This is a genomic window from Streptomyces sp. NBC_01474 (assembly GCF_035918215.1).
GTDB classification, from domain to species: Bacteria; Actinomycetota; Actinomycetes; order Streptomycetales; family Streptomycetaceae; genus Streptomyces; species Streptomyces aureus.
The window spans coordinates 2,802,579-2,825,303 of sequence record NZ_CP109449.1 but is presented as its reverse complement, the minus strand read 5'-3'; the positions used below and the strand labels follow the sequence as shown (position 1 = coordinate 2,825,303).

At 71.0% G+C, this 22,725-nt stretch carries 21 protein-coding genes; 13 read left to right on the top strand and 8 right to left on the bottom strand.

Annotated features, from left to right (window positions below; genetic code table 11):
* Positions 1-5 precede the first annotated feature (5 nt).
* Positions 6-1,328, top strand: coding sequence for an RNA-guided endonuclease InsQ/TnpB family protein (locus OG758_RS13280; RefSeq protein WP_326710181.1), 1,323 nt, complete (start codon positions 6-8; stop codon positions 1,326-1,328).
* 42 nt (positions 1,329-1,370) lie between these two features.
* Here the strand turns inward: OG758_RS13280 and OG758_RS13275 are convergent, their stop codons facing one another.
* Positions 1,371-2,597, bottom strand: a complete 1,227-nt coding sequence (locus OG758_RS13275) for a glycoside hydrolase family 64 protein (protein ID WP_326710180.1) — start codon at positions 2,595-2,597, stop codon at positions 1,371-1,373.
* 301 nt (positions 2,598-2,898) lie between these two features.
* On the opposite strand from OG758_RS13275, the gene OG758_RS13270 reads away from it, so the two are divergent.
* Positions 2,899-3,690, top strand: a complete 792-nt coding sequence (locus OG758_RS13270) for a VOC family protein (protein ID WP_326710179.1) — start codon at positions 2,899-2,901, stop codon at positions 3,688-3,690.
* A gap of 103 nt (positions 3,691-3,793) precedes the next feature.
* On the top strand, positions 3,794-4,057 hold the full coding sequence (locus tag OG758_RS13265) for a WhiB family transcriptional regulator (protein WP_326710178.1): 264 nt from the start codon (positions 3,794-3,796) through the stop codon (positions 4,055-4,057).
* A 73-nt stretch (positions 4,058-4,130) separates the two neighbouring features.
* Here OG758_RS13265 and OG758_RS13260 read toward each other — a convergent pair whose 3' ends face one another.
* The 3 genes from OG758_RS13260 to OG758_RS13250 all read right to left on the bottom strand — a co-directional run bounded on the left by OG758_RS13260 (position 4,131) and on the right by OG758_RS13250 (position 7,871).
* Entirely contained in the window at positions 4,131-5,108 is a 978-nt protein-coding gene (locus OG758_RS13260) for an acyl-ACP desaturase (protein WP_326710177.1), read from the bottom strand.
* A 164-nt stretch (positions 5,109-5,272) separates the two neighbouring features.
* Positions 5,273-6,049 (bottom strand): dimethylargininase, encoded by a 777-nt coding sequence (ddaH, locus tag OG758_RS13255; protein ID WP_326710176.1) that lies wholly within the window; start codon positions 6,047-6,049, stop codon positions 5,273-5,275.
* A gap of 187 nt (positions 6,050-6,236) precedes the next feature.
* Positions 6,237-7,871, bottom strand: a complete 1,635-nt coding sequence (locus OG758_RS13250) for an ABC-F family ATP-binding cassette domain-containing protein (RefSeq protein WP_326710175.1) — start codon at positions 7,869-7,871, stop codon at positions 6,237-6,239.
* 352 nt (positions 7,872-8,223) lie between these two features.
* Between OG758_RS13250 and OG758_RS13245 the strand changes: the two genes are divergently transcribed.
* Both OG758_RS13245 and OG758_RS13240 read left to right on the top strand, forming a co-directional pair.
* Positions 8,224-8,904: a GOLPH3/VPS74 family protein gene (locus tag OG758_RS13245; RefSeq protein WP_326710174.1), complete on the top strand. Its 681-nt coding sequence runs from the start codon at positions 8,224-8,226 to the stop codon at positions 8,902-8,904.
* An 80-nt stretch (positions 8,905-8,984) separates the two neighbouring features.
* Positions 8,985-9,830: an isocitrate lyase/PEP mutase family protein gene (locus OG758_RS13240; protein WP_326710173.1), complete on the top strand. Its 846-nt coding sequence runs from the start codon at positions 8,985-8,987 to the stop codon at positions 9,828-9,830.
* A gap of 27 nt (positions 9,831-9,857) precedes the next feature.
* Here OG758_RS13240 and OG758_RS13235 read toward each other — a convergent pair whose 3' ends face one another.
* Complete coding sequence (locus OG758_RS13235) at positions 9,858-10,274, bottom strand: SsgA family sporulation/cell division regulator (RefSeq protein ID WP_326710172.1); 417 nt, start codon at positions 10,272-10,274, stop codon at positions 9,858-9,860.
* A gap of 258 nt (positions 10,275-10,532) precedes the next feature.
* Here OG758_RS13235 and OG758_RS13230 point away from each other — a divergent pair, with 258 nt between their 5' ends.
* Complete coding sequence (locus OG758_RS13230) at positions 10,533-11,642, top strand: WD40/YVTN/BNR-like repeat-containing protein (RefSeq protein WP_382060891.1); 1,110 nt, start codon at positions 10,533-10,535, stop codon at positions 11,640-11,642.
* 15 nt (positions 11,643-11,657) lie between these two features.
* Here OG758_RS13230 and OG758_RS13225 read toward each other — a convergent pair whose 3' ends face one another.
* Positions 11,658-11,957: a YciI family protein gene (locus OG758_RS13225; RefSeq protein WP_326710170.1), complete on the bottom strand. Its 300-nt coding sequence runs from the start codon at positions 11,955-11,957 to the stop codon at positions 11,658-11,660.
* Positions 11,958-12,011: 54 nt separating this feature from the next.
* Here OG758_RS13225 and OG758_RS13220 point away from each other — a divergent pair, with 54 nt between their 5' ends.
* Positions 12,012-12,716 carry an endonuclease V gene (locus tag OG758_RS13220; protein WP_326710169.1) on the top strand — a complete coding sequence of 235 codons (705 nt, stop codon included), beginning with the start codon at positions 12,012-12,014 and terminating at the stop codon, positions 12,714-12,716.
* A 168-nt stretch (positions 12,717-12,884) separates the two neighbouring features.
* On the opposite strand, the gene OG758_RS13215 is transcribed toward OG758_RS13220, so the two are convergent.
* A complete protein-coding gene (locus tag OG758_RS13215) occupies positions 12,885-14,087 on the bottom strand; it encodes a saccharopine dehydrogenase family protein (protein WP_326715895.1) in 1,203 nt (400 codons plus the stop codon).
* A gap of 211 nt (positions 14,088-14,298) precedes the next feature.
* Between OG758_RS13215 and OG758_RS13210 the strand changes: the two genes are divergently transcribed.
* The 6 genes from OG758_RS13210 to OG758_RS13185 all read left to right on the top strand — a co-directional run bounded on the left by OG758_RS13210 (position 14,299) and on the right by OG758_RS13185 (position 21,624).
* Positions 14,299-14,619, top strand: coding sequence for an MmcQ/YjbR family DNA-binding protein (locus tag OG758_RS13210; protein WP_326715894.1), 321 nt, complete (start codon positions 14,299-14,301; stop codon positions 14,617-14,619).
* 189 nt (positions 14,620-14,808) lie between these two features.
* Positions 14,809-15,945, top strand: coding sequence for a CaiB/BaiF CoA transferase family protein (locus OG758_RS13205; protein ID WP_326710168.1), 1,137 nt, complete (start codon positions 14,809-14,811; stop codon positions 15,943-15,945).
* A complete protein-coding gene (locus OG758_RS13200) occupies positions 15,945-16,970 on the top strand; it encodes an LLM class F420-dependent oxidoreductase (protein ID WP_326710167.1) in 1,026 nt (341 codons plus the stop codon). The genes OG758_RS13205 and OG758_RS13200 overlap by 1 nt, the downstream gene beginning before the upstream one ends.
* Before the next feature lie 20 nt (positions 16,971-16,990).
* Positions 16,991-18,133 (top strand): acyl-CoA dehydrogenase family protein, encoded by a 1,143-nt coding sequence (locus tag OG758_RS13195; protein ID WP_326715893.1) that lies wholly within the window; start codon positions 16,991-16,993, stop codon positions 18,131-18,133.
* Positions 18,134-18,200: 67 nt separating this feature from the next.
* Positions 18,201-19,415, top strand: a complete 1,215-nt coding sequence (locus OG758_RS13190) for an acetyl-CoA C-acetyltransferase (RefSeq protein ID WP_266557720.1) — start codon at positions 18,201-18,203, stop codon at positions 19,413-19,415.
* A gap of 37 nt (positions 19,416-19,452) precedes the next feature.
* Positions 19,453-21,624: a 3-hydroxyacyl-CoA dehydrogenase NAD-binding domain-containing protein gene (locus OG758_RS13185; RefSeq protein WP_326710166.1), complete on the top strand. Its 2,172-nt coding sequence runs from the start codon at positions 19,453-19,455 to the stop codon at positions 21,622-21,624.
* A gap of 26 nt (positions 21,625-21,650) precedes the next feature.
* Here OG758_RS13185 and OG758_RS13180 read toward each other — a convergent pair whose 3' ends face one another.
* Positions 21,651-22,391, bottom strand: a complete 741-nt coding sequence (locus OG758_RS13180; protein ID WP_326710165.1) for a MerR family transcriptional regulator — start codon at positions 22,389-22,391, stop codon at positions 21,651-21,653.
* Between the last annotated feature and the right edge of the window lie 334 nt (positions 22,392-22,725).

The window sequence follows — 22,725 nt, the reverse complement described above, 5'->3', positions numbered from 1 at the left end:
ACCATGTGACTACGGAACGTGCGGAAGGCAAGCGGCAGTTCGGGCACCGGGCCCGGCTGGCGCTGACGCCTGCACAGATCCGGCTCATGGACGACCAGGCGCACGCAGCCCGCACCATGTGGAACTGCCTGCACGACTGGTGGACGATGCTCCCCAAGGACAAGCGTTCCCTGGCCGCCGCCGATGCGGCGATCCGCCAGGCCCGTAAGGAGCTCGACTGGCTCGCCGTGCTCCCCGCGCAGGCCGGGCAGGCGGTGCTGAAGACGTATGTCCAGGCGTGGCGGAACTGCTGGGACCGGCGGGCGGACGCGCCGAACTTCAAGGCCCGTTTGCGCACCGTCATGTCCGTCGACATCCCGCAGGGCCGCGATCTGCAGATCAAGCGGGTGCACCGCCGTTGGGGCATGGTCAACATCCCCAAGGTCGGACGTGTCCGCTTCCGCTGGACCAGGGATCTCCCGGTCGGCAAGCTCGCCAACAGGGAGAATCGGATCACCGGGGCGCGGTTGGTCAAAGATGGACTCGGATGGCATATCGCCTTCCGCGTCCAGACTCTGGAATCTAAGCCTGAGCCGCACACCGGCCCTGAGATTGGCATCGACGCCGGGGTCAACCTTCCCCTTGCCCTGTCCGATGGCAACCATCAGGATCACGGACGGCCCGCCCGGCTCCCGGATGGCACCGCCGACCGGGACAAGTGGCTGAACCCGGAGGAAAAGGCCAAGCTGCTCCGCCTCGAACAACGGGCCGCGCACCGCAAGTCCTTCCGTAAGCCGAAGGAGCGCAGCTCCAACCGGCTGAACTACACCTACGACCAGATCAAGCAGCTCCGCGCAAAAGCCACGCGCCGAGTCGTTGACTGGCAGCACCAGACCACAACGCACCTCGCCCGCACCTACGGCACGGTCGTGGTCGAACAACTCACCATCACGAACATGGTCAAGTCGGCCAAGGGCACCGTCGAGGAACCAGGGACAAACGTCGCGCAGAAGTCCGGCCTGAACCGCTCCATCAGCCAGGAGGCATGGGGCCGCACCGTGACGATGCTGACATACAAGACCGCCCGCCACGGCGGCACCCTCGTCAAGGTCCCCGCCCCTGGCACCTCCCTGCGCTGCTCAGCCTGTGGGTTGACCACAGCCGGCAGCCGGGAGGACCAGGCCACGTTCGTGTGCAAGAACCCAGACTGCGGCTGGTCCGGCAACGCCGACTGGAACGCGGCCCGGAACATCTTGCACCTGTACCGGATCGGCCTCGTGGCGATCCCGGCTGCCGGGAGGGCAGTCGTCAGGCGCACCCGTGGCGCCAAGCCCGCCACCGCAAGGTAGGTGGGAATCTCCTCCCTGAGCTTGCGAAGGGAGGAGAGCACTTCAAGATCCGACGCTGACGGTGAAGCGCCGCGGGTTCCCGTCGTGCGCCGCGCCGGACACGTCGGGCTGCCCGTCGGGACGCACGTCGTCGTACGGGAAGGCGTACCCGATGGGCGAGTTGGCGTGCACGACCCGCGACCAGTGGTTGGTGACGTCGCCCTGGTAGTAGTCGGCCGTCGTGGTGCCGTTCGGCTGCTCGGGGTGGGTCAGCATGATGCTCCGGTTGAACCCGGCGGCGAGACGGGCGAGGAGGCCCTTCTTGTCGTCGGGGTCGCCCGGGTTGTTGGTGAACGGGCCGTGGTTGCAGGTGAAGATGTCCTTCGAGGCGGGCTTGGGGAAGCTGTGCCCGCCGTTGAAGGTGAGCGTGTCGCCGCTGACGCGACCGGTGAACACGCCCCGGCCGCCCTGGAGGTCGATCTTCAGGTCGGTCGTGCGGTACTTCTCCCAGACCTGGTCGACGTAGCTGTCCCAGACGTCCCTGAAGGGCATCTGGTCGGGGCGGTCGAAGTACGGGGCCATCAGGTTCTGCGGCGAGATGACGCGCAGGACCTTGCCGTCGCCGCCGCGGATGACGAGCTTGTCCCAGGGCTGCCCGTCCTTGGCGGTCTGGGCCGCGAGATCCGCGGCGATCTTCTCCACGGCGCCGTCCGGGAGAGGCGCGACGGTGTGCGTGGCGTCGCCCTCCAGGGTCAGGCCGATGGGCAGGGCGGTCACCAGGTCGACGTAGCTGATGTTCGCGTACAACTGGTCCGAGTTGAAGGTGAATTCGCAGAACGACCAGGTCTTCCCGTAGTTCGCGTCGGTGGAGGTCGCGAAGGCAGGCTCGACGAGCGAGGGGCCCGGGTTGAGGAAGAAGTCGAGGGTGTTGTCGCGCACGAAGTAGACGCGGGCGCCGTACATCTGAGGAAAAGTCAGGAGCTTCGGCGCCGAACCCGCGGCGCCCAGGGGGATGGCGCAGTCGACGGGCAGCGGGGTCTGCGGCGCGGCCGGTGAGTCGGGGTGGTAGACCCCGCCGTCGGGCTTGAGCAGCACCCAGCGGTCGGTGCCCTGCTCGTGGCCGGTGACGTAGGCGCGCACGGTGCCGGGCAACGACTTGTTCTGCAGGGCGAGTTCACAGGTGGCGGGGGCCGCCGTGGCGTCCGGGCTGAGGGCGCTGCCCCAGGCCGGGTAGGTGAGTGCGGTGGCGGCCGTGGCGGCGCCGGTCAGGAACAGTCTGCGCGATATCACGGAGGACTCCTGATGTGTGGGGGAGCCCTACTGTTGCGAGTGTGGCGCGACGGGTCAAGACTTGTGACGGGGAGCGCTCCCATTTCTGTGAACCGTTCAACTCTTGGCGGTGGCCGATGTGGTGGCTGACGCGATGGGTGGTCGGTGACCGGGCGGGGCTGCGCGGTGGCCAGCGTTGGCCAGGTGGCCGTCCGGGGCGGTGGCGGCGTTTGGAACGGCCATTGTCAGTGCGCGGTGCCAGACTCGGTGAGGCAGACAGCGGGACCCCTGCAAGGGGGGCACCCTCAACGAGGAGGGCACCATGCTCACCACCCGTTTCGTCGACGGCTCGCCGAACTGGCTGGATCTCGGAACCCCGGATCTCGACGCCGCCGTTTCCTTCTACAGCGGACTGTTCGGCTGGCAGTTCCAGTCGGGCGGCCCCGAGGTCGGCGGCTACGGCCTGTTCCAGCTGGACGGCAGGACCGTCGCCGGCGGTGTGAAGGTCACGCCGGACCAGGCCCCGCCGTCCTGGACCGTCTATTTCCAGACGCAGGACGCGGACGCGACCGTGAAGGCAGCCGAGCAGGCCGGCGGATCCGCGCCGTTCCAGACCATGGATGTGCTGGACCTGGGCCGCATGGCCGTCATCGCCGATCCCGCGGGGGCGACGTTCGGCCTCTGGCAGCCAGGACGGAACAAGGGCCTGGATCTCGCCACCGACGACGGCTCGCTCAACTGGATCGAGCTGTACACCCCGGATGTCGCCGTGGCGAAGGACTTCTACGGCTCGGTGCTCGGCTGGGGCACGTTCGACGTGCCGTTCCCGGGCGGCATGTATGTGACGGTGAACCCGGCCGGCACGAGCCAGGACGACATGTTCGGCGGCATGGTCACGCTGGGCGACGACCCGTCGGAGTCCGACACCGGGGCGCACTGGTCGCCGTACTTCCATGTGCCGGACGTCGACGCGATCGCCGCCCGGACCCAGCAGCTCGGCGGTACAGTGCGCTTCGCGCCCACGAACCTGCCCGGTGTCGGCCGCATCGCCAAGCTGACCGACCCGCAGGGCGCCCGCTTCGCGGTGATCAAGGGGGACCCGGACCAGACCTGAGCCGGGTCGGGCCGAGTCGGGCGGGCAGGTCGCGATCCGCCCGGCGCGCCGCGTTGATCAGTCGTTGATCGTCTGTTTTTCGCCACGCGGCACGATCAGCGGCATGTACTCGAACCACACGCTGCGCCCCGTGACGAGCGCTCCCGTGACACCCGTCCCCTCATGGCAGGACGAGGCGCTGTGTGCCCAGACGGGCGCCGACTTCTTCTTTCCCGAGCCCGGCAGCTCCGTGCGTGAGGCGAAGAGCATCTGCGGCCGGTGCGAGATGCGCTCCGCCTGCCTGGAGTACGCGCTCGACAATGACGAACGCTTCGGCGTCTGGGGCGGCCTCTCCGAGAAGGAGCGCCTCCAGTTGCGTCGCGGATGAGCGGGTCGCACGCCCGTGACGCGGCACGCCCCGGGCGCGTGGCCCGGGGCGTGCTTGCGTGACGGGGGGCGGGTCAGCCGGCGGCGCGGGCCGCCATACGGGCCTTGCGGGCCGCCAGCTTCTCGTCGAACTTGGAGGCCTCGCTGTCCAGGCCGCCCATGTACAGACCGAGCTCCTCCTGGGCCTGGAGACCTTCCGGGCCGAGCCCGTCGATGTCCAGGACCTTCAGGAACCGCAGCACGGGCTGGATCACGTCGTCGTGGTGGATGCGCATGTTGTAGATCTCGCCGATGGCCATCTGGGCGGCGGCGCGCTCGAAGCCGGGCATGCCGTGTCCGGGCATCCGGAAGTTGACGACGACGTCGCGCACGGCCTGCATCGTGAGGTCGGGGGCGAGCTCGAAGGCCGCGCCGAGCAGGTTCCGGTAGAAGACCATGTGCAGGTTCTCGTCGGTGGCGATGCGCGCCAGCATGCGGTCGCAGACCGGGTCGCCCGACTGGTGGCCGGTGTTGCGGTGCGAGACGCGGGTCGCGAGCTCCTGGAAGGCGACGTACGCGACTGAGTGCAGCATCGAGTGCCGGTTGTCGGACTCGAAGCCCTCGGCCATGTGCGCCATGCGGAACTGCTCGAGCTGGTCCGGGTCGACGGCGCGCGAGGCCAGCAGGTAGTCGCGCATCACGATGCCGTGGCGGCCCTCCTCGGCGGTCCAGCGGTGCACCCAGGTACCCCAGGCGCCGTCGCGGCCGAAGAGGGAGGCGATCTCGTGGTGGTAGCTGGGGAGGTTGTCCTCGGTCAGCAGGTTGACGACGAGCGCGATCCGGCCGATCTCGGTGACCTTGGACTGGTCCTTCGCCCAGGCCTCGCCGTCCTCGAAGAAACCGGGGAAGTTACGGGCGTCGGCCCACGGCACGTACTCGTGCGGCATCCAGTCCTTGGCCACCTTGATGTGCCGGTTCAGTTCCTTCTCGACCACTTCCTCCAGCGCGTACAGCAGCTGGGCGTCGGTCCAGGTGGAGGACGAGCTGCCGAGGTGGGGAGAGGTGATGGTCACGAGGGCTCCAGGGGGGACGGGAGTAGTGCGAGGAGACGAATCGCAGGCACGAGCGGTGGTACCTACGGTGTCGTAGGTTACGTTGCCGTAGGTTAAACCCTCTGTAAAGGGCCTCCCGGAACTGACCCCTCCGGTCTCAGTGGCCTCCAACGCTTCATTCCGCCTCAGGAGTGCAGCTCGCGGAGCCTGACTGAGAGGCACGTCACACAGCCTTCGAGTTTCTCGAACTCGCCGATGTCCACCAGAACCGGCTCCAGACCGAGATCCGAGTAGAGCTCCGCAGTCCTCGGCGCGCTCGCCGCCATCAGGAGTTTCCCGCCGCCCAGGAGCACCACATGCGCCCCGGCCTCCTCCGGGACGGGCAGGAAGCGCGGGAAGAGGGACGGCACGTCCACCATCGGCCCGTACCCGACGACCGTGCCGTCGGGCAGGGCCGTCACCGCCGACTTCAGGTGCAGCACCTTGCTGACCGGTACGGCGACGACCTTCGCCCCGAGCGACTCGAACGCGGCCCGCAGCTGAGCCACGCCGTCCGCGTTCGTGCGCCCGCCGCGTCCGACGTAGATCGTGTCGCCGACCTTCAGGACGTCGCCGCCGTCGAGGGTGCCCGGCTCCCGCACCCGGTTCACGGAGCAGCCGAGCCGGGACACGGCCTCCTCGACGCCCGCCGTCTCCCCGTGCCGGGACGCGGCGCCGGGCCGGGTGATCAGCGCGACGTTGCGGTACATGACCACCGCGTCCTCGACGAAGGCCGCGTCGGGGCAGTCGTCGGCGGCCCCGACCTCCACCGTCTCCCAGCCGTGCTCCCGCAGCGCCGCGACGTAGGCCTCCCACTGCGTGAGCGCCCGCCCCGGGTCGACGGGCGTGCGCTCGACATGCGTGACGAGCCCGTCCGCGAGGCGGGGTCCCGGGCGGCGGATCAAGGCCTTCTGGCTGGGCACGGGCGGCACTCCTCGGGACTCGGGCGGCGCTTCCACGGGGGCTCGGAAGGCTCGTGGGCGGACTGGGCGGGCTTTTCGCGCGGGCCGGCGCGCGACGTTCCGGCGCGGACATCATGCACATCCCGGCCCCGGCGACGGAATCCCCTGCCCGCACCCGGTCCCGCCCCGCCGCCCGCCCCCGGCGCGGCTACCCGCCGTATCCGACCTCCCCTTTCGTGATGTCCCGGAGCCGGCCTCCCTCCATGAGCAGCGTCCGCGTGACCCCGATGGACTTCAGGAACGGCAGGTCGTGGCTCGCCACGAGCAGCGCACCCTCGTAGGACTCCAGGGCCGTGGTCAGCTGCCGGACGCTCGCCAGGTCGAGGTTGTTCGTCGGCTCGTCGAGCATCAGCAGCTGAGGTGCCGGCTCGGCGAGCATCAGCGCCGCGAGGGTCGCCCTGAACCGTTCGCCGCCCGAGAGGGTCGCCGCCGCCTGATCGGCCCGCGCCCCCTTGAACAGGAAGTGGGCGAGACGCGCCCTGACGCGGTTGTTCGTCGCCCCGGGAGCGAACCGCGCCACGTTCTCGGCGACGGTCAGACCCTCGTCGAGCACGTCGAGCCGCTGCGGCAGGAAGCGCAGCGGGACATGCGCCACCGCCTCGCCCGCAACGGGATCGAGGTCCCCGGCGATCGTGCGCAGGAGCGTCGTCTTGCCCGAACCGTTGCGCCCCACGAGCGCGATCCGCTCAGGGCCGCGCACCTCGAACTCGCCCTTCACGTAAGCCCCGTAGGCCATTCGCAGTTGACTCAGCGTGAAGACGCAGCGGCCGGGCGGCACCGCCGTGTGCGGCAGATCGACGCGGATCTCGTCGTCGTCGCGCACGGCGTCCACCGCCTCGTCGAGCCGCTCCTTCGCCTCGGCGAGCCGGCCCTCGTGCAGTTGGCGGTGCTTGCCCGCGGAGACCTGGGCCTGCCGTTTACGCTGGGCCATGATCGCCTTGGGCTCGCGCTTGGTGTCCCACATCTTCTGTCCGTAGCGCTTGCGCCGGGACAACTTGACCTGGGCGTCCGCCAGTTCGCGCTTCTGCTTCTTCAGGTCGGCGTCGGCGACCCGCACCATGCGCTCCGCCGCCTCCTGCTCCGTCGCGAGTGCCTCCTCGTACGCGGAGAGGTTCCCGCCGTAGCGGACGAGGCCGCCCGGGCGCAGATCGGCGATCTGGTCGACCCGTTCGAGGAGTTCACGGTCGTGGCTGACCACGACCATGATGCCCGGCCACGCGTCGACGGCCGCGTACAGGCGCCCGCGGGCGGCCAGGTCGAGGTTGTTCGTCGGCTCGTCGAGCAGCAGGACGTCGGGGCGGCGCAGGAGCAGCGCGGCGAGGCGGATCAGTACGGACTCGCCTCCCGAGAGCTCGCCGACGGTGCGGTCGAGACCGATGCGGCCCAGGCCGAGCCCGTCCAGGGTCGCGACGGCGCGCTCCTCGACGTCCCAGCCGTCGCCGACCGCGGTGAAGTGCTCGTCGCGTACGTCGCCCGCCTCGATGGCGTGCAGCGCGGCCCGGGCGCGTGCGATACCGAGGGCCTCGTCCACGCGGAGCGAGGTTTCGAGGGTGACGTTCTGTGGCAGGTAGCCGATCTCGCCCGCCACCTTGACCGTGCCGTCGGCCGGGACGAGTTCTCCGGCGATGAGCTTCAACAGCGTTGACTTTCCTGCGCCGTTGAGGCCGATGAGGCCGGTCCTGCCGGGGCCGAAAGCGGCCTGGAGGCCGTCGAAGACCCGTGTGCCGTCGGGCCAGGCGTAGGTGAGGGAGGTGCAGATGACGGATGTGGGGGAGGTAGACATACGGCCTCGCGGTCGCTCGGTGGGAACGGTGGGCAGCGCGTCGGGACACCGCGGGCGACGACAGCCGGAAGGAACGAGAGCGCAAGGGGCGCGAAGGAAAGTCCTGCACCGGATTCCGGCAGGAGGACGGCTCGGTCATCCGAGGTCGCACACGCAGGACACGTGGCACACCACACCGGGGTGCGGCCGCGTGACGCGGTGTCTCAGAACCTCAGAAGAGCAACGTCCTACTCCGATCGACGACAACAGGATCAACGGGAACGCTCAACACCGTACGAAGGCGGATGCGGGCCGTCAACGAATTATCTTGAACCCCGCGCCCCCGCCACCACCCTTCAGGAGGAGGCCCCCCGTGCCCCACGGCTCGCTCTCGCTGCCCGCCCGGCTCTTCCTGCTGGGCTTCGACACGGAGAAAGGCAGGGTCTCGGGCGCCCCGGACCTCGCGCTCGCCGTCCGCGCCGCCGCACTCGTCGAACTGGCCCGACGCCGCATCATCAGCGACGTGGACGGGGTCGTCACCCCGGTCTTCGACGCGCGCACCGGCGACCCCGTCCTCGACGAACTGATGGAACTCGCAGAGGAGTCGAGGCCGCGCTCATGGCGTACCTGGATCGGCTACCGCTCCGGCGCCACCCTCGACACCGTGCGCCGGCAACTCGCCTCCGAGGGCTATCTGTCGGCCGAGCACAAGCGGGTCTTCGGGCTCTTCCCCGTGACCCGGTACGGCCTGGAGCGCGCCGGATACGTCGAGGTGCTGCGGGCCGAGGTGCTGGGCGCGCTGGAGGGGGCCGAGCCGGCCGGCCGGGTGGACGAGGACGACGCGGTCCTCGCGGTGCTCGCCGCCACGGGCAAGCTGCGCGGGCTGATCCCCGGCAAGGCCCGGCGCACGCACAAGGAGCGCCTCGACGACCTCGCCGCGAGTGCCGGCGGCCTGTCCCCCGAGCTGGGCCAGAGCCTGGGCGACATCCGCGCCGCGCTCGCCGCGGCCGTCAAGGCGGCGGAGGCGGCGCGGTCCTCGGCGGGCGGGGGCTGAAGAGAGGCTGAGCGGGAGTCACACGTACGTGTCGGATTTTCGCCAGCCGCGCGCGGGAGCCGGATGGTTGGCTCTACCGCATGACGAACCGTACGCACCTCAATGACCGGGCTATGGCCTTCCGTTCGCAGCACATCGCCGGCCGCCCGCTCGTCCTGCCCAACGCCTGGGACGTCGCGAGCGCCCGCATCGTCGCGGACGCCGGAGCCGCCGCCGTCGCCACCACCAGCGCCGGACTGTCCTGGGACCTCGGCGTGGCCGACGGGGACCGGCTCGGCAGGGACGAGGCGCTCGACGCCGTCGCGCGGATCGCCGCCGCCGTGGACGTGCCGGTGACCGCCGACATCGAGAGCGGCTACGCCGACGCGGCCCGGGACGTCGCCGCCACCGTGCGCGCCGTCCTTGACGCCGGAGCGGTCGGCGTCAACATCGAGGACGCCTGGCACGACGGGAACGCCCCGCTGCGGCCCGTGCAGGCGCAGGCGGAGCGGATCGCGGTGGCCCGGGCGACGGCGGACGCGGAGGGCGTGGCGCTGTTCGTGAACGCCCGTATCGACACCTATCTGATGGGCGTGGGGGAGCCGGAGGAGCGGCTCGCGGCGACGCTGGAGCGGGCCGCGGGCTACCTCGCCGCGGGAGCGGACGGGATCTTCGTGCCCGGTGCCGTCGACCCGGTGACCGTGGAGGCGCTCGTCGCCGGCGTCGACGGGCCGCTCAACGTGATGGCGTGGCCCGGGGCGCCGTCCGTATCCGAGTTCGCCGCGCTCGGGGTGGCCCGGATCAGCGTCGGCGGGGGCATCGCGCAGGCCGCGCACGCCCTCGTCCGCAGGGCGGCCCGGGAACTGCTCACCGAGGGAACGTACGGGAGCCTGGCCGGCGGGCTCGATTACGGGGAGCTCAACACTCTTCTCGGGAACGGGAGTTGAGCCCGGAGGATCGCGCTCGTCGGCTGGTCAGTACGCGTCCCGCATCAGCTCCGCCAGATCGCCGTCCAGGTCCACGTGCAGATGCTCGTCGCCCACCGGCACCATCGCCGCCGTGCTGCTGAGGAAGCGGTGCAGCTCGCCCGTCCGGATGTGCACGATCGCCGTGCCTTCGTGGGCGTGGAACTCCAGGACCGTGCGGTCGAAGCCGTACGGCCGTACCCGGACGTCGCCCGCACCGGCCGGCTCCCGCACTCCGGCCGAGAGCAGCTCGCGGGCGAACGTCCAGCTCACGTCGACGCCCTCGAGCGTGGCAGGCGCGGGGAACGACATGCGCACGGCGAAGGGGTCCCGCATGTCGTAGCGCAACGTCGCGGGAATGGTCGACATCCGCGGCGCGGCGGCGACGAGACGGGCCTCTACGGCTTGCTCGATGACGGTGGACAACGCCTGCTCCCTTGTGACGGCTGAACGGACGGCGGTTCGGGCAACAGCTCGGACGGCGGGTCGGACGGCATGCCGGACGACGGGTGGGACGGCGGGTAGGACTCCCCGCCACTTGAAGAGACGGCGGAACGAGGGAATCCGTGCACCGGGCGGCCCAGGAAAGGTGAGTGACCTCGGTCACCGGCAGGCGTCGTTCCGGTCGGCAGGCCATCTGGACGGGGCCGGGGGAGTGGGCTAGCTTCGCCCGCCATGAGGGGCATGGGGAAGTCGAGACGCATGGTGTCCATGGGGCTGGCCGGGGCGGCACTCGCCCTCGCGTTCGCTCCGGCGGGTCCGGCGCAGGCCGCCGGTGCACAAGCCGCCGGTGCACAGGCCGGTGGAGGGCACGCACAGGCGAAGCCGCATTGGGCACTGAAGGGATCCGGCACGGACGCGCGGTTCCGGGGACTTGCCGCGGTGAGCCGCGACGCGGCGTGGGTGGCCGGGGCCAAGGGCACGGTGCTCCGCACCTCCGACGGCGGCGCCCACTGGCGCAACGTGTCCCCGCCCGGCGCGGGCGAGCTGGAGTTCCGTGACATCGAGGCCTTCGACAGCCGGCACGCGGTCGTCCTCGCGATCGGTGAGGGCGACGCCTCGCGGGTGTTCCGCACGGACGACGGCGGGGCCACCTGGACCGAGTCCTTCCGCAACCCCGACCCGAAGGCGTTCTACGACTGCCTGACGTTCTTCGACGCGCGCCACGGCCTCGCGATGAGCGACCCCGTCGACGGCAAGTACCGGATCCTGTCCACGCGCGACGGAGGACGCTCCTGGGACGTCCTGCCCAGCGAGGGCATGCCCGCGGCGCAGGAGGGCGAGGCCGGGTTCGCGGCGAGCGGCCAGTGCCTGGTCAGCTCCGGTCCGCGCGATGTGTGGCTGGCCACGGGCGGGGCCGCACGCGCGCGCGTGCTGCACTCGTCGGATCGTGGCCTGACCTGGCGGGCGACCGACGCCCCGATCCCGGCGGGCGACCCGGCGCGCGGCGTCTTCGGCCTCGCGTTCCGCGACCGCACGCACGGCATCGCGGTCGGCGGTGACTACCGCGGGGATCAGGCGTCCCCTCGTGCCTCGGCCACGACGCGCGACGGCGGCCGCACCTGGACACCGTCCGCCGCGCCCGTCCCCGCCTACCGCTCGGGCGTCACCTGGCTCCCGCACAGCCGCACGAGCGCCCTCGCGGTCGGCCCGACGGGGACCGACCTCACGCTCGACGCGGGCCGCACGTGGCGCACGGTCGACACGGGCTCGTACGACACGGCGGACTGCACCCACGACGGCGCGTGCTGGGCCTCGGGCGAGAAGGGGCGCATCGCCCGGCTGGAACGGTGACCGGGGCCCGGCCGACTAGCCGGCCAACTGCTGTCGGAAGCGCTCCAGTTCGGGTGCCGTCTTCGTCGCGATGAACTCCGTGACGCGGTACGCGCACACGTCGCCGGTGACGAAGGGGTCGGCCGCCGTGATCTTCTCGATCTGCGCGCGGTCGTCCCCGACGGCGAGGATGATCCCGCCGTCGCGCGGGTTCTTGCGGCCGGAAGCGATGAAGACGCCGGCTTCGTACTGCTCGATGAGCCAGGCGATGTGCGCTTCGTGAAGCGCGTCGACGCGCTCGACCGGGGCCGTGTAGGTCAGCTCGAGTACAAACATGATCGCCAGGCTACCCGTGGCCCGCCGGCCCCGCGCTCTATGGTGGTCGCCATCATGAGCCGCCAACAGATCCTCGCCGACTGGCCCACCGAGGAGCGCTCCGCCCGCGCGGTCCAGGACGAGCTGCGCGCCCGCGTCGTCCTCGACGAGCCGGGGCCCCCGCCCGGCACCGGATTCGTCACCGGGGTCGACGTGGCCTACGACGACGAGTGCGACCTCGTCGCCGCGGCGGCCGTCGTGCTCGACGCGGCGACCCTCGACGTCGTGGAGGAGTCCACCGCCGTCGGCCGGATCTCCTTCCCGTACGTGCCGGGCCTGCTGGCCTTCCGCGAGATCCCGACCGTCGTCGCCGCCCTGGAGGGGCTCAGCTCCCGCCCCGGGCTCGTCGTCTGCGACGGGTACGGGCTGGCCCACCCTCGCCGCTTCGGCCTCGCCAGCCACCTCGGCATCCTGACGGGGCTGCCCACGATCGGCGTCGCGAAGAACCCGTTCACCTTCACGCACGAGGAGCCGGCGGCGCCGCGCGGCAGCACGGCGCCCCTGCTGGACGGCGACGAGGAGGTCGGCCGGGCCCTGCGCACCCGCGACGGCGTCAAACCCGTCTACGTCTCCGTCGGCCACCGCACGAGCCTCGACACCGCGTGCGCCCACACCCTGAGCCTCACGCCGAACTACCGCCAGCCCGAAACGACCCGCAGAGCGGACGCGCTGTGCAGGCGAGCGCTGGCGGAGGCCCAGGAGGACGCCACGCGCGCGTAGCCACCTGCCGCGTCCTCGGCGAAGCAAGCCCAGGGCGCGTCACCGCGCGCGTGGCCACCTGCTAGCGCGTCGCGGCCACGCGTGAAGGCCCCGGAGGGTGCTCTGCGCGCGTAGTCACCAGCTGAGGCCGGCCTCCCCGTGTCGCCTGGTCACCGCCGCGCGCGTGGCCTATCGCGTAGCCGCCACCCGGAACCTGATCCCCGCATTCCGCAGGCGGGTCGTCAGGGCATCGCCCATCGCGACGGCCGTGGTGACCTGGCCCGAGGTCTCGGGCAGGTCGTCGAGGGCCAGGCACATCGCGGACTCGCCGAGCATCTTCGCCGTCTCGTCGTAGCCGGGGTCCCCGCCCGAGACCTCCGTGTACACGCGGCGGCCGCCGCCCTCGCCGACGAAGCGCACCGAGAACCAGCTCGCCGCGCGCCGCGCCTCGTCCGGTCCGTCACCCGGCTTGAGCCGTCCCGACAACCACCTGCGCGCGGGCGGCAGTTGGGCGGCAGCGAACAGCGCGCCCGTAGCCGCGACGCCGCCGAACGCGACGGGCAGGTGCCGCACCGCCGCGTAGTGCCGGTAGCGGAAGTCGGGACCGTAGCGTTCCAGAGCCCGCGCGGAGCGCTGTACGACCTGCGGGTCGATCGTCGGGAGCGGCAGCGCCCACGCGTCGACCTCCTTGGCGTAGCGCGGCGCGCCCGTCGGCGCGTACGCCCTGCGGCCGACGAGGCGCGGCTGGTGCCGCCGCCGGTCCTGCTGCGCGGCCAGCATCTGCCGGCCCCGCGAGAACTGCGTCAGCGCGGACGCGAACGTGCCGCCCGAGAACGTCGCGTTCGACCGCACGTACCCGTCGATGCGCAGCGGCACGCCCTCGGGGAGCTGCCCCACCGTGAAGTGCACGCCCAGGTCGTGCGGGACCGAGTCGAAGCCGCACGCGTGGACGAGGCGCGCCCCGGTCTCCCGCGCGCGGGCGTCGTGCCGTACGTACGTGACGTCGACGAATTCGGGCTCGCCGCACAGGTCCGTGTAGTCGGTGCCCTCCTCGGCGCACGCGGCCACGAGGTCCTGGCCGTAGGTGACGTACGGGCCGACGGTCGTGGCCACCACGCGCGTGCGTGCCGCGAGGGCGTGCAGAGACGGCGGGTCGGCGACGTCGGCGCGGACCAGCGGCAGCACGGCGCACGCGGGGTCGATCGCGGTGAGGCGCTCGCGCAGCCGCTCCAGCTTCCCCGTGTCGCGCCCCGCGACGGCCCACCGCAGCCCCTCGGGCGCGTGCGCCGCCAGATACTCGGCGGTGAGCGTGCCGGTGAACCCGGTCGCCCCGAAGAGCACGATGTCGTACTCGCGGCCTGTCCTGTCGGCTCTGTCGGCCCTGTCCCGCATGTCCCGATCCTTGCCGTGCCCGCTGTCCTGCCTGGTCATGACACCCCTCAGCCCTGAGCCCCGCGCCGTTGTCGGTGGCCGAGGCTAGCGTGAGGGGGGAGCGGAGGTTCAGGGGCCCCGCCTGGAGCGGGAGGTCGTCGTGGCCGAGCCGAGGAAGCCGTCGCAGCGGGCGCTCAAGACGTGGGCGCGCGTACGGGAGTTCGCACTCGGGATGCCGGGTGCCACAGAGGACTTCCCCTGGGGCGAGACGGTCGCGAAGGTGAACAAGAAGGTGTTCGTGTTCCTCGGCGTCGACGACGGCAGCTGTCCGATGGGGCTCACGGTCAAGCTCAGGGACGAGGCGGCCCACGCGCACGCGCTCACGACTCCCGGCGCCGAGCCCGCCGGATACGGCCTCGGCAAGGCGGGCTGGGTGCAGATCCCCCTGGAGGTGAAGGGCGCCCCGGGCGCGGAGCTGATCTGCGACTGGGTGGAGGAGAGCTATCGGACGGTGGCCACGAAGAAACTCGTCGCCGAACTGGACGCGCGATGAGCATCGCCCCCAGGAGGTAATGGCATGTCGTTTCAGGCCGGTGCCCCCGAATCCATACGCGCCTCCTGGCGACACGGCAGCAGCGCGTCGTAAATTACTAAGCGCTTGCTCTCCAGGGGTTGTGCTGAGTGGAACACGTTCTTAGCATCACTGGTGTTACATCAGTTGTGTCACAGTGCTGGGGGCTTGATGGCAGTGGCAGGGATGGCGAACAGCGGCCCGCTCGCCGGGGTGCGCGTGGTCGAACTGGCGGGCATCGGCCCGGGCCCGTTCGCCGCGATGCTCCTCGCCGACCTGGGCGCCGATGTCGTGCGCGTGGACCGCCCCGGCGGAGCCGGGCTCGCGATCGACCCCGAGTACGACATCACCAACCGCAACAAACGCTCCGTGATCATCGACCTCAAGGCGGACGACGGCCCGGCGCGCGTCCTCGACCTCGTCGCCAAGGCGGACGTCCTCATCGAGGGCTATCGTCCCGGGGTCGCCGAGCGTCTGGGCGTCGGCCCCGACGCCTGTCACGCCCGCAACCCGCGCCTCGTCTACGGACGCATGACCGGCTGGGGCCAGGAAGGCCCCCTCGCGCAGCGCGCCGGGCACGACATTGCGTACATCGCCCTCACCGGCACCCTCGGCATGATCGGCAAGCCGGACGAGCCGCCGACCGTCCCCGCGAACCTCGTCGGTGACTTCGCGGGCGGCTCGCTCTACCTCGTCGTCGGCATCCTCGCCGCCCTCCACCACGCGCGTGACACCGGCGCGGGCCAGGTCGTGGACGCCGCGATCGTCGACGGCGCCTCGCACCTCGCCGCGATGATCCACGGCATGCTCGCGGCAGGCGGCTGGCAGGACCGGCGCGGCAGCAACCTCCTCGACGGCGGCTGCCCCTTCTACGGGACGTACGAGACCTCCGACGGCAAGTACATGGCGGTCGGCGCCCTTGAGCAGCAGTTCTACGACGAGTTCATCGCGCTCCTCGGCATCGACGGCACGGCGCCCGCCCGCAAGGACCTCGCCCGGTGGGGCGAGCTGCGCGACGCCGTCGCCGCCCGGTTCAAGTCCCGTACCCGCGAGGAGTGGACGGCCGTGTTCGAGGGGTCCGACGCGTGCGTGGCGCCGGTCCTGTCCCTGCGCGAGGCGCCCGGCCACCCCCACCTGGCCGCGCGCGGCACCTTCACCGACCACGACGGCATCACCCAGCCCGCCCCCGCACCCCGCTTCTCCGCGACCCCCACCGCCGTCCGCAGCGGCCCCGCGCAGCCGGGCGCCGACACCGCCGGCGTGGCCCGCGACTGGGACGTACCGAGCCTGACGAAGGAAGAGAACTGATGGAGCTGTCCGCACCGCTCGCCTACGCAGCAGACCCCCGGCAGGCGGCCGACGACGCCGCCGCGCTCGAGTCGGCGGGCCTCGACGCCGTCTGGGTCGCGGAGGCCTACGGCTTCGACTCGCCCACGATCATGGGCTATCTCGCCGCCCGCACCGAGCGCATGAAGATCGGCGCCGCGATCCTCAACGTCTACTCGCGCACCCCCGCCCTCATCGCCCAGACCGCCGCCGGACTCGACGCCGTCTCCGGCGGCCGCGCCATCATCGGCCTGGGCGCGTCGGGCCCGCAGGTCGTCGAGGGCTGGCACGGGAAGGCGTACGACAAGCCCCTCGGCCGTACCCGCGAGACCATCGAGCTGACCCGGCGCATCCTGCGCCGCGAGGTCATCGACCACCACGGCATCACGGACATGCCGCTGCCCCCGGAGAAGGGCGGCAGGCTCGGCAAGCCCCTGAAGATCCTCTCCAGGCCCGTGCGCCCCGAAGTCCCGCTGTACGTCGCCTCGTTGGGCCCCGCGAACGTGCGGATGACCGCCGAGATCGCCGACGGCTGGCTGCCCACCCTCTTCATCCCGGAGAAGGCCCACCAGGTGTGGGGCACCCCGCTCGCCGATGGCGCCGCCGAGCGCGCCCCCGAGCTCGGACCGCTCCAGGTCGTCGCGGGCGGCCTGCTCGCCATCGGCGCGGACGCGGCGGCATCCCGCGACCTCGCCCGCCCCAACATCGCCCTGTACGTGGGCGGCATGGGCGCGGTCGGCAAGAACTTCTACAACGACCTCGCCGTGGCCTACGGATACGAGAAGGAGGCCAAGCTCATCCAGGAGCTCTACCTCTCCGGGAAGAAGAAGGAGGCGGAGGCCGCCGTCCCGGACGAGTTCTGCGAGCTCATGAGCCTGTGCGGGCCGGAGAGCTACGTGCGCGAGCGTGTCGAGGCCTTCCGCGCCGCGGGCGTCACCATGCTGAACGTCATCCCGGTCGGCCCCGAGCCCGCCCGGCTGGTCGAGACAGTCAAGAGCTGGCTGTAGAGGAGGGCACCACGATGGCAATGGAACGGCAGATTTTCACCGGGGAGCACGACGCGTTCCGCGAGACCGTGCGCACCTTCCTCGCCAAGGAGGTCACCCCGCACTACGAGCAGTGGGAGAAGGACGGCATCGTCTCGCGAGAGGCCTGGCTCGCGGCCGGACGCCAGGGCCTCCTCGGGCTCGCCGTGCCCGAGGAGTACGGGGGCGGCGGCAACGCCGACTTCCGCTACAGCGCCGTCATCGCCGAGGAGTTCACGCGCGTGGGAGCCGCCGGCCTCGCGATCGGTCTACACAACGACATCATCGGGCCGTATCTGACGTCGCTCGCCACGGACGAGCAGAAGCGCCGCTGGCTGCCCGGTTTCTGCGACGGCTCGCTGATCACCGCCATCGCGATGACCGAGCCGGGCGCCGGATCGGACCTGCAGGGCATCCGCACCTCGGCCGAGGACCGCGGCGACCACTGGGTGCTCAACGGCTCCAAGACGTTCATCTCGAACGGGATCCTCGCCGATCTCGTGATCGTCGTCGCGAAGACGACGCCCGACGGTGGCGCCCACGGCCTGTCCCTCCTGGTCGTCGAGCGCGGCATGGAGGGCTTCGAGCGCGGCCGCAACCTCGACAAGATCGGCCAGAAGTCCCAGGACACGGCCGAGCTCTTCTTCAATGACGTACGCGTTCCGAAGGAGAATCTTCTCGGCGAGCTCAACGGCGCCTTCGTCCACCTGATGACGAACCTTGCGCAGGAGCGCATGGGCATCGCCGTCGCCGGGATCGCCGCCGCGGAGCACCTCCTGGAGATCACCACGACCTACGTCAAGGAGCGCGAGGCCTTCGGCCGGCCGCTCGCCAAGCTCCAGCACATCCGGTTCGAGATAGCCGAGATGGCCACCGAGTGCGCCGTCACCCGGACCTTCCTGGACCGCTGCATCGTCGACCACTCGAACGGCGAACTCGACGCGGTGCACGCCTCGATGGCCAAGTGGTGGGCGACCGAGCTCCAGAAGCGCGTAGCGGACCGCTGCCTCCAGCTCCACGGCGGCTACGGCTACATGGCGGAGTACCGGGTGGCCAAGGCCTTCACGGACGGACGCATCCAGACGATCTACGGCGGCACGACCGAGATCATGAAGGAGATCATCGGGCGCTCCCTGCTCGGCTGACTCCCCACCGACCTCCCGGCCAGGCCCACCCTCGTCGCCCGGCCCACCCTCATTGAAAGGCAAGCGAGTGAGCACCGAAGCGTACGTGTACGACGCGATCCGCACCCCGCGCGGACGCGGCAAGGCGACCGGCTCCCTGCACGGGACCAAGCCGATCGACCTCGTCGTCGGCCTCATCCACGAGATCCAGGCCCGCTTCCCGGACCTCGACCCGGCCGCCATCGACGACATCGTGCTCGGCGTCGTCGGCCCGGTCGGCGACCAGGGCTCCGACATCGCGCGGATCGCGGCCATCGCCGCCGGACTGCCCGACACCGTGGCCGGTGTGCAGGAGAACCGCTTCTGTGCCTCGGGCCTCGAAGCGGTCAACCTGGCGGCCATGAAGGTCCGTTCGGGCTGGGAGGACCTCGTCCTCGCCGGCGGCGTCGAGTCGATGTCGCGCGTCCCGATGGCCTCGGACGGCGGCGCCTGGTTCGCCGACCCGATGACCAACTACGAGACGGGTTTCGTGCCGCAGGGCATCGGCGCGGACCTGATCGCCACCATCGAGGGCTTCTCGCGGCGCGACGTCGACGAGTACGCGGCGCTCTCGCAGGAGCGCGCGGCCGCCGCCGTGAAGGACGGCCGCTTCGCCCGCTCCGTCGTGCCCGTCACGGACCGCAGCGGCCTGACCGTCCTCGACCACGACGAGTTCCTGCGCCCCGGTACGACCGCCGACTCGCTCGCCAAGCTGAAGCCGTCGTTCGCGGACATCGGTGACCTCGGCGGCTTCGACGCCGTCGCGCTGCAGAAGTACCACTGGGTCGAGAAGATCGACCACGTCCACCACGCGGGCAACTCCTCCGGCATCGTCGACGGCGCGTCCCTCGTCGCCATCGGCACCAAGGAGGTCGGCGAGCGCCACGGCCTGACCCCGCGCGCGCGGATCGTCTCCGCGGCCGTCTCCGGTTCCGAGCCGACGATCATGCTCACCGGTCCCGCGCCCGCCAGCCGCAAGGCCCTCGCCAAGGCCGGTCTGACGATCGACGACATCGACCTCGTCGAGATCAACGAGGCCTTCGCCGCCGTCGTCCTGCGCTTCGTCAAGGACATGGGCCTCTCCCTCGACAAGGTCAACGTCAACGGCGGCGCCATCGCGCTCGGCCACCCGCTCGGCGCCACCGGCGCGATGATCCTCGGCACCCTCATCGACGAGCTGGAGCGCCAGGACAAGCGCTACGGCCTCGCCACGCTGTGCGTCGGCGGCGGCATGGGCATCGCCACCATCGTCGAGCGTCTCTGACCGTCCTTCCCGCACCGGCATCTACGGAGCAGCAGAAATGACCGAGAGCACCACCATCCGCTGGGAACAGGACGAGACCGGCATCGTCACCCTCGTCCTCGACGACCCCAACCAGTCCGCGAACACGATGAACCAGGCGTTCAAGGACTCCATCGCCGCGATCGCCGACCGCGCCGAGGCCGAGAAGGACTCGATCCGCGGCATCATCTACACCTCCGCCAAGAAGACGTTCTTCGCCGGCGGTGACCTCAAGGACATGATGAAGGCCGGCCCCGAGAACGCCCAGCATGCGTTCGAGACCGGCACCGGCATCAAGAACTCCCTGCGTCGCATCGAGACGCTCGGCAAGCCCGTCGTCGCGGCGATCAACGGCGCGGCCCTGGGCGGCGGTTACGAGATCGCGCTCGCCTCCCACCACCGCATCGCCCTCGACGCGCCCGGCTCCAAGATCGGCCTCCCGGAGGTCACGCTCGGCCTCCTCCCCGCGGGCGGCGGCGTGACCCGCACCGTACGCCTCATGGGCATCACCGACGCCCTGCTGAAGGTGCTCCTCCAGGGCACCCAGTACACCCCGAAGCGCGCCCTGGAGAACGGCCTCGTCCACGAAGTGGCCGTCACCCCCGAGGAGATGCTCGCCCAGGCGCGCGCCTTCATCGACGCCAACCCCGAGTCGCAGCAGCCCTGGGACAAGCCCGGCTACCGCATTCCGGGCGGCACCCCGGCCAACCCGAAGTTCGCGGCGAACCTGCCCGCCTTCCCGGCCAACCTCAAGAAGCAGCTGAACGGCGCCCCCTACCCGGCCCCGCGCAACATCCTCGCCACGGCCGTCGAGGGCTCCCAGGTCGACTTCGAGACGGCCCTGACCATCGAGGCGCGCTACTTCACCGAGCTCGTCACCGGCCAGACCGCGAAGAACATGATCCAGGCGTTCTTCTTCGACCTCCAGGCCGTCAACTCCGGCGCGAACCGGCCCAAGGGCATCGAGAAGCGCACCGTCCGCAAGGTCGCCGTCCTCGGCGCCGGGATGATGGGCGCGGGCATCGCCTACTCGTGCGCCCGCGCGGGCATCGAGGTCGTCCTCAAGGACGTGACCGCCGACGCCGCAGCCCGGGGCAAGAACTACTCCGAGAAGCTCTGCGCCAAGGCCGTCTCCCGCGGCCGCACCACGCAGGAGAAGGCGGACGCGCTCCTCGCCCGCATCACGCCCACCGCCGAACCGCAGGACCTCGCGGGCTGTGACGCCGTGATCGAGGCCGTCTTCGAGGACCCGGCGCTCAAGCACAAGGTGTTCAAGGAGATCCAGCACGTCATCGAGCCCGACGCGCTGCTGTGCTCCAACACCTCGACCCTGCCGATCACCCTGCTCGCCGAGGGCGTCGAGCGGGCCGAGGACTTCATCGGGCTGCACTTCTTCTCACCCGTCGACAAGATGCCGCTCGTCGAGATCATCAAGGGCGAGCGCAGCGGTGACGAGGCGCTCGCCCGCGCCTTCGACCTGGTCCGCCAGATCAACAAGACGCCGATCGTGGTGAACGACTCGCGCGGGTTCTTCACCTCCCGCGTCATCGGGCACTTCATCAACGAGGGTGTCGCGATGGTCGCCGAGGGCATCGAGCCCGCCTCCGTCGAGCAGGCCGCGGCCCAGGCCGGCTACCCGGCCAAGGTCCTGTCCCTCATGGACGAGCTGACCCTCACCCTGCCCCGCAAGATCCGTAACGAGACGAAGCGGGCCGTCGAGGAGGCGGGCGGCACCTGGGCCGGCCACCCCTCGGACGTCGTCATCGACCGCATGGTCGAGGAGTTCGACCGTCCCGGACGCAGCGGTGGCGCGGGCTTCTACGAGTACGTGGACGGCAAGCGCGCCGGCCTGTGGCCGGGCCTGCGCGAGCACTTCACCAAGTCCGGGTACGAGATCCCGTTCAAGGACATGCAGGAGCGCATGCTCTTCTCCGAGGCGCTCGACACGGTGCGCCTCCTGGAGGAGGGCGTCCTGACCTCGGTCGCGGACGCCAACATCGGCTCCATCTTCGGTATCGGCTTCCCGGGCTGGACCGGCGGAGTGCTGCAGTACATCAACGGCTACGAGGGCGGTCTGCCCGGCTTCGTGGCCCGCTCGCGCGAGCTCGCCGAGCGCTACGGCGAGCGTTTCCGGCCGACCGCGCTGCTCGTCGAGAAGGCCGGGAAGGGCGAGACCTTCACCGACGCCTGACCGGCACGGGGTTCCGCGCCGGGGGCTCAGCCCTCGGCGCGGAACGCCTCCCGCAGCTGCTCCTTGAGCGACCGCTGGAACGCGGTCACCAGGGCCTGCACCACCATCGGCTGCATATGGGCCGACAGCGACTTCATCGCCGCCACGTGCGCGGGATCCTCGGGGTTCGACTCCCGCTCCCGGTAGGGCCCCCACACCTCGTCGCGGAACAGCCGCGTCAGCTCCTGGGCGGCGTCCCGCGTGTGCTGCATGAGGACGGTGCGCGCCGCGAGGATCGTCTCGTGCGCGATCGGCACCCCGAGCAGCTCCACCCCGAGCCGCAGCAGACCGGGGTCCACGCGGAAGCGGTCGCTGTCCTCCAGGTACGCGACGACGCCCATCGCGGCGAGCCGGTCCAGATCCTCCCCGGACAGGGCCAGCCCGGCCCGGCGCTCCAGCTCGGCCCGCGTGACGTCCTCCGCCGAGTCCGGGGCCCACGTCGCCACCAGCGCGCGGTGGATCGCCAGGTCGTCCGCGCTCAGGTCCGGGGGCAGCTGTTCCAGATACCGCTCGATCGCCGCGAGCGTCATGCCCTGGAGCTGCAGCTCCTCGATGAGCGCGAGCCGGGAGAGGTGGTCCCGGCCGTAGTGGCCGACCCGGCGCGGCCCGATCACGGGCGGCGGGAGCAGGCCCTTCGTGCTGTAGAAGCGGATCGTACGGACGGTGACGCCCGCGCGCGCGGCCAGTTCGTCGACCGTGAGCGTCGGCTCCTCGGTGTCCGTCGTCATGCTGCGCCTCGCTTCTCGGGTCCGTGTCCTGCCGTGCTCCGGTTCCACGCCCGGTAGGTTCAACAGTATTGCTGACACACCAATGATGTGACAGCACGGTACGGCGGAAAAGGCGGGCGTCCAGGGGCCGTTCGGGAATGGGCGAGTGCTTATACGCCTCGCCGAACCCGCTGTACAGAGGTTGATCATCATGTGAGAAGCGCCGCTATGTGATCTCCGCCATCGCGTGCTGCTCGCCTCGCGGGGGAAGGTGCACAGTCGGTCCGCGCCATGTCAGGAATGTCGCGGGCCGCAGCACATCCGGACCCCGGAGCGATCCGGGCACCACAGAGGG